Source organism: Globicatella sp. HMSC072A10, from assembly GCF_001811625.1.
In the GTDB taxonomy this organism is placed as follows: Bacteria; Bacillota; Bacilli; order Lactobacillales; family Aerococcaceae; genus Globicatella; species Globicatella sanguinis.
Map to the genome: position 1 here is coordinate 1 of NZ_KV805690.1, position 11,945 is coordinate 11,945.

Annotated in this window: 13 protein-coding genes, 1 tRNA gene and 1 pseudogene; all 15 read right to left on the bottom strand. The window is 33.7% G+C overall.

From position 1 onward, the window contains the following. A pseudogene (locus HMPREF2811_RS03995) lies at positions 1–203 on the bottom strand (hypothetical protein); the annotation flags it as partial. A 509-nt stretch (positions 204–712) separates the two neighbouring features. Continuing rightward, positions 713–1,642, bottom strand: coding sequence for a polyprenyl synthetase family protein (locus HMPREF2811_RS04000; RefSeq protein WP_071408204.1), 930 nt, complete (start codon positions 1,640–1,642; stop codon positions 713–715). A gap of 69 nt (positions 1,643–1,711) precedes the next feature. Further along, positions 1,712–3,616 (bottom strand): FAD-dependent oxidoreductase, encoded by a 1,905-nt coding sequence (locus tag HMPREF2811_RS04005; RefSeq protein WP_071408205.1) that lies wholly within the window; start codon positions 3,614–3,616, stop codon positions 1,712–1,714. A 177-nt stretch (positions 3,617–3,793) separates the two neighbouring features. After that, positions 3,794–4,324, bottom strand: coding sequence for a Gx transporter family protein (locus tag HMPREF2811_RS04010; protein ID WP_071408215.1), 531 nt, complete (start codon positions 4,322–4,324; stop codon positions 3,794–3,796). A 102-nt stretch (positions 4,325–4,426) separates the two neighbouring features. Beyond that, positions 4,427–4,579: a hypothetical protein gene (locus HMPREF2811_RS11540; protein WP_210386541.1), complete on the bottom strand. Its 153-nt coding sequence runs from the start codon at positions 4,577–4,579 to the stop codon at positions 4,427–4,429. Positions 4,580–4,692: 113 nt separating this feature from the next. Further along, positions 4,693–4,764, bottom strand: a tRNA-Arg gene (locus HMPREF2811_RS04015). Positions 4,765–5,011: 247 nt separating this feature from the next. Then, positions 5,012–5,722, bottom strand: a complete 711-nt coding sequence (locus HMPREF2811_RS04020) for a hypothetical protein (protein ID WP_071408206.1) — start codon at positions 5,720–5,722, stop codon at positions 5,012–5,014. Positions 5,723–5,832: 110 nt separating this feature from the next. After that, positions 5,833–6,333, bottom strand: coding sequence for a cyclic-di-AMP-binding protein CbpB (gene cbpB / locus HMPREF2811_RS04025; protein WP_071408207.1), 501 nt, complete (start codon positions 6,331–6,333; stop codon positions 5,833–5,835). Continuing rightward, positions 6,330–6,848, bottom strand: a complete 519-nt coding sequence (locus tag HMPREF2811_RS04030; RefSeq protein ID WP_071408208.1) for a YfcE family phosphodiesterase — start codon at positions 6,846–6,848, stop codon at positions 6,330–6,332. The genes cbpB and HMPREF2811_RS04030 overlap by 4 nt, the downstream gene beginning before the upstream one ends. Further along, the gene (locus tag HMPREF2811_RS04035; protein WP_246829807.1) at positions 6,845–7,459 is read right to left on the bottom strand and encodes an XTP/dITP diphosphatase; all 615 of its coding nucleotides are present in this window, start codon (positions 7,457–7,459) and stop codon (positions 6,845–6,847) included. Before HMPREF2811_RS04035 ends, HMPREF2811_RS04030 begins: the two co-directional genes overlap by 4 nt. After that, a complete protein-coding gene (gene racE, locus HMPREF2811_RS04040; protein WP_071408210.1) occupies positions 7,422–8,270 on the bottom strand; it encodes a glutamate racemase in 849 nt (282 codons plus the stop codon). Before racE ends, HMPREF2811_RS04035 begins: the two co-directional genes overlap by 38 nt. A gap of 649 nt (positions 8,271–8,919) precedes the next feature. Beyond that, complete coding sequence (gene rpsD, locus HMPREF2811_RS04050) at positions 8,920–9,528, bottom strand: 30S ribosomal protein S4 (protein WP_066125221.1); 609 nt, start codon at positions 9,526–9,528, stop codon at positions 8,920–8,922. A gap of 311 nt (positions 9,529–9,839) precedes the next feature. After that, a complete protein-coding gene (locus tag HMPREF2811_RS04055; RefSeq protein WP_071408212.1) occupies positions 9,840–10,532 on the bottom strand; it encodes a 5'-methylthioadenosine/adenosylhomocysteine nucleosidase in 693 nt (230 codons plus the stop codon). A gap of 22 nt (positions 10,533–10,554) precedes the next feature. After that, on the bottom strand, positions 10,555–11,058 hold the full coding sequence (locus tag HMPREF2811_RS04060) for a hypothetical protein (RefSeq protein WP_071408213.1): 504 nt from the start codon (positions 11,056–11,058) through the stop codon (positions 10,555–10,557). 18 nt (positions 11,059–11,076) lie between these two features. Next, on the bottom strand, positions 11,077–11,646 hold the full coding sequence (locus HMPREF2811_RS04065; protein ID WP_071408214.1) for an NUDIX hydrolase: 570 nt from the start codon (positions 11,644–11,646) through the stop codon (positions 11,077–11,079). Positions 11,647–11,945 lie beyond the last annotated feature (299 nt).

Here is an 11,945-nt window from a genome sequence, read left to right on the forward strand (position 1 = left end):
GCTTCGGTTGTTTCTTCTTCTGAGTCAGCTTCGGTTGTTTCTTCTACTGCTTCAGTTGTTTCAGCAACTGTTGTTTCTTCTACAGCTGCAGTTGTTTCAGCAACTGTTGTTTCTTCTGTAGTTTCATTTGAACCACATGCTGTTAATAAGAAAACAGAACCTAATAATAAAGAGCTCTTAAGTAATAACTTTTTCATTTCCATATAATCATTCCCTCTTTCTTTTTTTGCGTTCTATTTGAAACCGCATCATAATTATACAATAAAGCAGAATTTATGTCTAATATAACACCATTTTTAAACTATATTAAAAATAAAAAACGATCTGAAACTAACCTTCACTTAGTAAAGTTACTAAAAACATGTGACTTTATTACGATTTTAAACTTTTTATCTGCTTATGATAAAATTTAAATCTAACAACTAAACTGAGACTAAATTTAGTCTGGTGATGGACAAAAAGTTGGATGCGATTGCCAATCTTCAACTAAAACGATATATAAAAAAAGGAATGGACAAGGGAGTGGGCAGACGAAGTGAAAATCAACTGATTTTCTACTTCTTGCCCACTCCCATGTGGCACTCCCTTACATACTTGAATAGCTATCAAACTACTTTTAAAATATAATTTAATTTAGATGAACCATTGATTGATAGAAAAGGGGCAAAAACTTGACTGAATTTATCAAGTTTCCACCCACCCCTATTATATTTTAGTAATCTAATTTTCGTAATAACTCTTTAATCTTAGTTGGATTAATATTGACCAACTCAAAATAATGCCAACTCTTATTTAAATAACTTGTGATAACTGCCTCAACTGAATCAAATATTTGATACTCTTTCATTAATCGGGGTAATTCTTCATATTCCAAGTCACTAATATTATCTACTTGCTCTTTTAACATTAGATATGGCGCCGTATAAATTCCATTTTGTACATCTTGTAATCTAGGCTTGCCACTGATTGTTGAATCTTGATGGTAATCTATTAAATCGTCATTTAATTGAAAGGCCATCCCAATCATTTGACCGGCATAATAAAGGCGTTTCAGATCACGTCTTGGTAACTCTGCTTTAATCCCAGCTATCATCACCGCTAAGCCAAATAAAGTGGCGGTCTTGCCTTTAATCTGTCTTAAATAATCATGAATCGTCATGTCATCTCGATTTTGATTCATTAACTGACGTAACTCCCCAATTAAAATATGCTCAATCACTTTATTATCAATCATATTTCGATTAATCTTTAAATTGGATTCAACAAGTAATCGACCAGAAAGAGATAACAAATAATCTCCAGCATAAATAGCAATTTTGTTTGAAAAATCCTTTTGGATAGCGGTTACACCACGGCGAGTATCCGCTTTATCAATCACATCGTCATGTATTAAGGTAGATAAATGCATTAATTCAAGTCCCGCTGCAGCTGAAATAATGCCGTGATCGATTGGTAAACCTAAATTATCGGCAACCATAATCGTTAACCCAGATCTTAAATATTTGCCTGGGGCATCTATATACTCCAAAATTTTATTATTAACTTCAACCATTGGCACTTTTATCGAATTTTTCATCAATTTTTTCACATCATAAAGTGCTTTTTCAATCGTTGGATATGATTCCCATATTTTATGAACCACACTGTTTACTCCATTTCTAAAAAAAAGTTGAAAAGCGAGATTACTCTCTACTTCTCAACTTTAACATAATTATTTAAATTTATCATTATAAATATGATTTGGTTTACCATAGAGCCACTTATCAAAGATTTTACCTAACCATGGCATTACCCAGTAATCTAAACCAAATGCATGTCCTGATCCATTCATTAAAGCAATAGCAACTGGAACGAACCACATGTTAACCCAGTAGAACATACCTGATAAACAGAACATTGCCACTAAAACAACGGTTCCTGCACTTACTAACCAAGTGAATAATCCAGCGATTAATGCTAAACCAATTAATAACTCCACTACTGACATGAATTTTTGCATAAATAAAGCCACTTCTAAATTCGGCATCATAAATTTCATGATAGAAGCAAACCAATCAGGCATTTTATCAAAGACTAACATTGGTTCTTCACCATAAGCATAGTTTAAGCTGAACACAGCTTGAGAAGCATCGGCTGCTGTTGCCGCCACGTCAGAGGCTGCAGAAGTAGCCTCGGCCGCTTCTGATGCACCCGATGCCACATCAGCAACTTGTAACCATTCAAACGGGAATACCGTTGTATCTCCAAACCAACTATTTGCACCGAACAATCCAAAAACTTTCTTCAAGCCTTCAATTAACCACATTGAACCATAGAAAATTCGTAATGGAATCATCCATAAGTTATTACCTTTTGAAGACAAGAATCCACCAAAGATATTACGACGATCCTTAATATCAAAGAATTCATGTTGAGTATAAGTTACCATATTATATAAACTTCTAATATCGAAGAAGTATTTAATATTGATAATATGTTTTAATAACATAGCGAAGAATCCACTCATATGGTACTTATCATACAAGTACGCTACACCATATTTAGAACCAATTGATACCATGAATCCATCATATTTTCCTTTGAATTCATGTTTTTCGCCACCATTAATGGCTGCAATCACATTTAATGCAGCAGTATGCCCAGTCTGTTCAGCTGCTTGGACAATTTGCGGTACTGGTTGGTTATCTTTATCTGCTTCTTCATAATAAACTAAGTCACCTACAACATACACATTTTCATGGTCTTTAGCTTCCATATATTGGTTAGCTACTAAACGACCTGCACGTGCTTTTTCAATACCAAATTCAGCTGTTTCTGTGTTTGCTTGCACACCAGCAGCCCAAATCGTTGTATAAGTTGGGATTGTTTTACCACTCGTCAATGCAACATGATCATTAGCTACTTTAACGACGCCATCGCCCAATGTTGTCTTTACTCCAACTTTTTGTAAATATTTCATGGCTTTGTCTTGTTCAACTTTTGTTACCATATTTAAAATATTTGGAGTCACATCTAATAAATGAATTGAGAATTCTTCTTGGTTTAACTTATAGTCATGTGCTAAACGAGGAACCCAATCCACTAATTCTCCGACCATTTCAACACCGGTAAAGCCGGCACCACAAACTAAGAAAGATAATAAGGCACGACGTTTTACTTCATCATGTTCTCTCGCTGCACGATAACAAGCATTTAAAATATGCGCGCGAATTCGCTCTGCCGCTTCAATTGACCATAAAGTGAAACCGTGTTCTTCAACACCTTCAATACCATAAGTGTTAGCTTCCCCACCCATAGCAAGGATTAAATAATCATATTTGTAAGTGTGTTGTTCACCTAATACTTCTTTCGTATCATAATTCACAGATTTAATGGTATCTGTTACTAAATCAACTTTTTTATACTTTTTGAATAAACGACGTAAGTCATACTTAATTGCATCTGGTTCTACTCTTCCACCTGCAACCTCGTGTAATTCAGTCATATAAGTTAAGAAAGAATGCTTATCAATTAAGGTAATGTTAATCGACTCATCTTTTTTAAAAGTTTTGCCTAATTGTTGAGCGGCAGCTACCCCAGCATATCCAGCACCAACAATGACGATCTCTTTAGCCATTATTTTACTTCCTCCTAAAATTAATACACAAAATAATTCCTTGATAATTATAGCACAAACAAAATAGCGATTCAATCTGTTTTGATGTTTTTTTCACATACTTATTCAAATACTTGATATTTAAATATGTTTTTGAATAAAAAAAAGTAATGATATCTCAGGCTTGATATCATCACTTTATTCATTTATCGTCAACCAATTAATTTGTGATTTAGATTGCATTAAATCATCATGATAAACACGTAAGACTGAGATTTTGTGCAAAAGTAAATTACCGGCAAAACCAACCGCAAAACCAGCTAGAATACCGCTAATAGATAAAATCGGAAGATAATTTAAAACTGCCCAAGATTGTGCAAGAATTGCTGCCATGCCTAATTGCCCGACATTATGAGCAATCCCTCCCATGACCGATATTCCAACAATACTCACTCTTTTAGGCCCTAAATACTGAATTAAAATCATCACAAGGTAGCTCAACACGCCACCAGCCGCACTATACATGAAAGTAGATAACGTTCCGCCTAATAAAGTAGTTAATAAAATTCTAATAGCCACAACTTGAAAACTATATTTTTTAGGTAAGGTAAAAATAGCAATAATCGTAATCAAATTGGCTAATCCTAATTTTGCACCAGGAGCAAAAGCGAATGGTGATGGAATAAAGCGTTCAATTAGACCAATTACCACCCCTTGTGCTGCTAACATCGCAATATATACTAATAGATGATACTGACCTCTTTTCAAACTCGATTCCCCTTTTTGCTTACTTATCCAACAGAAATAATTGTCTCTAACTGAATTTGATACTTATTGGTTAGGCTTAATATAGATACCCTTGAGATTGTTCAAACTCTCTTTGACTGTTTCGGCTTTGACTTCAACCTCTAATTCCTTGACCGTTGGAGTCACTATCATGAAATCATCTTTTAAATTTCTCCCCATTTTTTTCTTTCCTTTCATCCTATTTTTATTCTAGCCCAAATAGGTTCGGAAAAAGCACTAAGACCCACTTTTCATAACATTTACAAAAGCATATCTGTCAATGTTTTAAAGCCCAACATTAAAAAATAATACATCGCCGGAGGGAATCGAACCCCCATCACAAGAACCGGAATCTTGTGTGATATCCATTACACTACGGCGACATTACAAAAAATCTTTAGTATTTACTTAATCAAATCGAACTATTGTGACACTGCATTAACAACTTCATATAATCGAAATGATGTTCAATCAACTTGAACTTAATCATTGTACCAAAATCATGATGAATTTTCAATTGATGTTATCAAACGTTTTTAAACACTCATGAAAAAATTTGATTACACTATTTAAAAAAGGGGAATAGTTTATTGAAACCATTAACCCCTTTTTATCTAATATCATAAAATATTATGGTGCATAGACATCGTTATAAACTTCATATAATGATGTTTCAGCTATGGAATTGCCTTGACTATCTACTCTTTCAATACAGATAATCCCATATTTTGGTGCTAAGTAATACCACGTGGCACTTCCATCAGCATAACCTGTTTCTTCAATTGCCACCACTTCCTGATAAATGACACCATTCTTCTCATAAGTTGGTAAAATTGTCTTAACAGTTCGAAGATATTCATTATGATAGCCGGAATAATATTGATAACCGACTGTCATATTACTCGATAAAATAAGTGATTCTTGACCACTATTCACAAGGTTAGAATAACGTAAATCTTGAACTTCCCCATAATTCTCAACATGACCCAGTTCATATAATCCATTACTGCGCTGTTGATAAACATAAGCCATTGCTTGATCATTCATTAAAATAGCCACTTGAAAGAGACCATTTTCATCTGGAGTATATTCTAAGATTGTATATTGACTCTCATAATTATTACCAAATCCTGAATATTGATAATTATTAAACTGAGAATAAGGTATATAATCAGAAAACGTGCCTGAAATAGCAGGTAGTGAAGTTTGATTTAATTGAGGGTCATGTCCATTTTCCTGGGCAGCAATCGGTCCAGTTAGTATAACAGAAAGCACTCCCCCTATTATGGAAGCAAAAAGCACACGCTTAAAAATATCTTTTATAAAAAAATGCATGCTCATTAGCCACCCCTCTTTTCTTTTTCTTCTATACACTCATTATAACATAATCAAATAAAAATGTGATTGAGTCTATCAAGAAAAAATCTTGAATAAAGTATGAAGATAGTGAATTAAGAAATTAAATTCTCAGAAAGTGTTAGCTTCACTAATAGTTCTTTTGATTTTTCAGGAATGGATATTTCATGTAAAAAATGATTGATTCGTTTCAATAATTCTCGTCGCGTAATAATCCCTTTGAAATTACCCTCATGATCAATCATACAGATAAAGTTTTGATCGACTAAACGGTGTAAGATCTTTTCAAAAGGTTCGCCCTCAACAATCGTTACAGGGTCTTTTTCCATGACATCTCGTATTAATATTTGATCCATTTTTTCAATTTCAATCGCCTCTACTGTCGTCACAGCATTAATCATCATCGGCATATTAATCAATCCCATTAATTTTGACTTAGTTGATAATACGGGAATCATGGAATATTTAACAGTCGAAAGAATTAACATCCCGTGACTTAAAGTATTGGTATCTAACACATGTGCTACATTATCAGCTGGTATTAATAACTTTTCAATAGGGTCCACAATTTGTTTTTCTAATAATGGATCAATCATTGACGCTCAAACACTTTCGTTAAATCGGTTAATAAATTCATAGAATCATCGTAGAACTCTACTTTATATTGCGTTGGCGTGATTTCCAAAATCGCATAGGTTTTATATGGAACTGGTCCACGAGAATGATTCAAACTGCCCGGATTAATCAATAACACTCCATCAACATATTCTGCATATAATTGGTGAGTATGTCCATGAAAAACAAATTTTGCATTGATATCTTTTGCTTCAGCTAATAATTCTTCATAACCACTATTCACACCATTTCGATGACCATGAACAACCAGTATATTTCCTGCTGAATTTTCAACTATCCGGCGATTAAAGTATTGTGGATCAAAGTCCATATTGCCTGATACAACCACATCAACCTTGTCCCAAATAGGATCGTCAGCTGGAAACTCAGAATCTCCACAGTGAAGAATTAGTTCCACTTCTGGACGATAATGTTCGATTAAATTATTTAATTTTGACCATCCACCATGATTGTCACTTATAATTAACCATTTCACTTACTATTCAACTCCTCTAACCATTCTGGCATTGCAGCCATCAATTTTTTGATCGCTTTACCACGATGACTAATCTCATTTTTTCTTTCAGCTGTCAGTTCAGCAAAAGTTTTCTGCTCACTTTCCACATAAAAAAGTGGGTCATAGCCAAATCCTTCAGTTCCTTTTATTTCCTCTAAAATGATACCATCAGCTTGACCTTCTACAACCAATGATGGCATCTTTGGATGAGCTAATACGAGACAACAAGTAAAATGTGCATCACGATGACTGTTGCCTTTCATATCGTTCAATAACTTTTCGTTATTCAAAGCATCATTACCATGTTCGCCAGCATATCGAGCACTGAAAACACCTGGACGACCCTCTAATGCATCGACAGATAAGCCAGAGTCATCCGCCAAAACCATTGTATTTAACCTATTGGCGATGGTTTCAGCTTTTAAACGTGCATTTTCTTCAAAAGTACTCCCTGTTTCTTCTACTTCTTCGATTTCTGGATAATCTAATAATGAGGTTACCTCTATATTAAAAGCCTCAAATAATTTTGCAAATTCTGCTATTTTACCTTTATTATGACTCGCGAGTAGTAGCTTCGACAACTTGATCACCTTCTATTTCACATTTTTTAATTGTTAGATTCGGCATATTTAACCAAGTGGTTGCCACCTCAGCAAATTTATCTTCTTCACCGGTAGTATAAACTTCAATCGTAGCCGGTCTATTTTTAGCGTCATGTGCTGAACGGCTAATATTGTAATAATCTAACATGGTACTGACTTCATTAATAGTTTCAACACCAGAATCAATTAGGCGAACCTCTTCGCCCATATATTCTCCAATAACTTTTTTCATAATCGGATAATGAGTACATCCTAAAACCAAAGTATCAACATCTTTTTCTTTAAAAATGTTCAAACGCTTTTCAACAATTATTTCAGTTTCAGGATCATTTATTTTATTTTCTTCAACAATCGCAACAAACTCTGGTACTGGCACACTCATCACTTTCAAGGAATCGGCTTTTTCTAAGATGACTTTCTCATATAAATTGGATTTAATAGTACCTTCAGTACCAATAATGCCAATCCGTTGATTTTGAGTTTCCTTTATAGCTGCCCGGCTACCAGCATGAATGACACCAATTACAGGAATAGATAATTGTTCTCTTAATTCACTCAATGCAGCGGCTGTTCCTGTATTACAGGCAATGACTAACATTTTAATTCCTTTATTTAATAAAAAACGGGTAAGTTGCCAAATAAATTCCTTAACTTCCTCTAAAGAACGGGGTCCATAAGGACATCTAGCACTATCCCCTAAGTATATAATGGATTCATTTGGTAATTGTTTGAGACTTTGTTTAACAACTGTTAAACCGCCAAATCCGGAATCAATAAATCCAATTGGTAATTCTTTCAATAATATACCTTCTTTCTTCGCATGTTGGATTAAATGCGCTCAAATTAAATTATATAACAAATCACTAGTTTTTCATAGTCAAGAAGATGCTACTAAAGTCGGATTTTTCGACTCAGTATTGTTACGTTTTTAGAGATATCCAATATAATAAGTATAAATTTTGTTATTGTAGTAAATTTTTTTAAACTCAAAACTATGTTCAAATCCATCTTTTGTTTCATGACGAAATAAAGTATAAAAATTGTCATCCGTTAAATTAATAATTCTCACAATCAAGGTACACATATTATCCCAATTAATATAAAAGTCTACCGGTTTGGCAAAACGGAGATAATCGTGTACAAATTTCTCTTGATTGATCATTTTTTCCTCAAAATATAAATCATACATACTATCACCTTACCCTTGTTAGTTACAAAACTAACACAAAATAACTTATTTGTCTAGAGTAAAATAACTTTAAATCAAGCAGTATTTTAATTTTCTAATTAAGGGCTTTTTGTCAAATTCCGTGATCCACACCATTTGACAAAGAACTAGAAAAATACATTCAATTCTAGCAATAACGTATTCAAAACGTATTCAAATAAAAAAACCACATAGAAACATTGATATATCAACATTTCTATGTGGTAAATTAAGATTAAGATTAACCTAATTTGTTATAGTATTCAACAACGAATGATTCGTCGATTTCAGCCGATAACTCAGCACGTTGTGGTAAACGTGTTAAAGTACCTTCTAATTTGTCTGCATCAAATGAAACAAATTCTAAACGGCTAACAGTATTTTCTAAGTTTTCTTTAACTAAAGCTAAATCTTGTGAAGATTCTTTTAATCCAATTACTTGACCAGGTGTTACTAAGTAAGATGGAATATCAACACGTTTGCCATCAACAGTCACATGACCATGGTTAACTAATTGACGAGCTTGACGACGAGTATTAGCAAAACCTAAACGGTAAACTAAGTTGTCTAAACGAGTTTCAAGTAATGACATGAAGTTTTCACCATGTTTACCTTCTTTAATTTTACCTGCTTTTTTGAATAAAGTGTAGAATTGACGTTCAGACATGCCGTACATATGACGTAATTTTTGTTTTTCTTGTAATTGTAAACCATATTCAGAAATTTTCTTTCTTTGGTTACCGTGTTGACCTGGTGCATAGTTACGTTTTGCGATTTCTTTACCAGTTTCTGTTAAAGAAATACCTAAACGACGTGATAATCTCCATGTTGGACCTGTATATCTTGACATTATGAATTCCTCCAATTATGTTGTTTTGGAGTAAAATAATCCTTTTGAAAAATCGAATGCGTGCATTTCAACTTCAATTTTCGCCTTTGCAGCCGCGGTTACTCATTGACCTAATAAGGGTTGAACTGTTGACGCGCTTTCTTTTTTCACGCTGCATTATTTTACACAAGTGTTATTGTATCATAAATAGTAACTAGATTGCAATGCTTGACCAGCAAAATATTTTAAATTTATCAAGTTTATGCCTAGCCTCACTGCACTTTTAATGAATCAGCACTACCTTGACTGAATTTGTCAAGATTTGCGCTACTTTATTCAATATTAATAACTAAATTCATTACAATTTGTGCGGAAGCTTTACCTGCTGCTACCACAAATTCATCGAATGAAATAGCTGCATCATCATCGCCCGCATCACTAATTGCTCGGATAATGACAAATGGTACTTTCAATACATAAGCGGTTTGTGCGATAGCAGTTGATTCCATTTCACAAGCTTTTGCTTTAGGAAAATCAACGGCAATTTGCGCCACTTTTTCATGGCTATTAACAAATTGATCACCTGAAACAATTTGTCCAAAGATTGGTTCAATTTCTAATTGACGACAAACCTCTTTGGCTAATTGGCTATATTGTAAATCCGGATAATACAATGCCGGCATACCAGCCATTTGACCCTTTGCATAACCAAAACCAGTAACATCGACATCATGATAAGTTAAACTATCCGCGATCACAATATCCCCAACCTTCAAGCCTTTATGCACGCCACCAGCCGTCCCGGTATTAATAATTAAATCGACATTAAACTGTTGAACCAATAGGACTGTCGTAATGGTAGCGTTGACTTTTCCAATACCTGATTGAACTAAAATCACTTCTCGATTTTCCAAATAACCTTGATAAAAGGTTACATGATGATGGGTAATTTCTTTTAATTTTGATAAATTTGCTTTAATAAGGCGAATTTCTTCTTCCATTGCGCCAATAATTCCAATTTTCATCTGTTTACTCCTCAAAAATAGTTTAGCCTAAAAAGGCAATTAATAATACAGCTAACAATAATACACCAACAATGATGATACCATTGGTTAAAAACTGATCGATTTTCGCATGGTACTTCGCTCGTTTTCCTCTAACCTCTGGATTATCTTGCGCCAATTCATCAGAATAATATGTATTAGATGATGAGCCAATCGGTTCATAACCTTCTTCCTGATAATACACTTGATAGTGATCATCTTGCATCATCGAAGGATTATTATAAGACTGTCCATCATCTGGTGCCATATAATGATTGCCCATGTACCGATCCTCATCATTATTATCTGGATAATGATGGTTCTGTCTTAAAGAGTCGCCATTCAATGTTTGATTTACATCTTCCCTATCTTGATGATAATTTTCAGAAAAATCCCAATCGTTCTCATCTGACACATTTTGATACAGTTGTTCAGAAAAATCATTAGTTCGGGGTGATGAATGTTCTTCTTTGTTAATATTTTTTTGTTGTTTGCGTTTAAAAAACATGTTAATCACTTCCATTTGTTATTTTGCTAACCAATATTGTAAAGCATAAAGTGTTTTAACATCGACTATTTTGCCTTGTGACATCATTTGACGAATTTCATCTTTAGTAAACTGGTGTACTGTCACATTTTCATTTTCATCCTGTGGCAGTGGATTTTCAACTTTTGTTAAACCTGTTGCATGAAATAAAGTAATCTTTTCGTCTAAATATCCTGGTGATACATAAAAAGAATTAACTTCTTGCCACTGCTCTGCTTGATAGCCCGTTTCTTCTTCTAATTCTCTTTTCGCTCCATCAATTGCTTGTTCTAAAGATTCAGATTGGAAATCTAATATTCCAGCTGGAATTTCATAGATGTCTGCTACAACCGCTGGTCTGAATTGTTTCACTAAGACCACTTTATCTTCATCGGTTGCCAAAATGCACGCAGCTGGCAAATGGTGAATAATTTCGCGTTCAACAATGGCGCCATTTTCTAACTTTAATTGATTAACATAAAGCTGTAGTATGTGTCCATCAAAAATTTGTTCTGATGAAATTAATCGGGGATCATTTAAGCTTTTTACTTTATTTTTATCAAATTGCATGAGACATTCTCCATTCATTATCGTTAGTTTCACTTTAACTAATTTTTTCGTTGGTTGCAACTAAACTCAATAATTTACACAAAAAAGCTAATTATTATTCATAATTTCGTATCAAAACATCACTTCTTTCCTTAAAGAACTTATTTTTAGTATCGTTAATCTTAACGCTTTATTCATCTTTGCTTGGGAGTAAGAAGTTAAATTGTTTAAAATAAGATCTAAACCTCACCGTCTTATACGATTCAATCACCATGCAACAAAATAAAAAGGCTCTATACTTTTTGGTGTGGATTTATAGA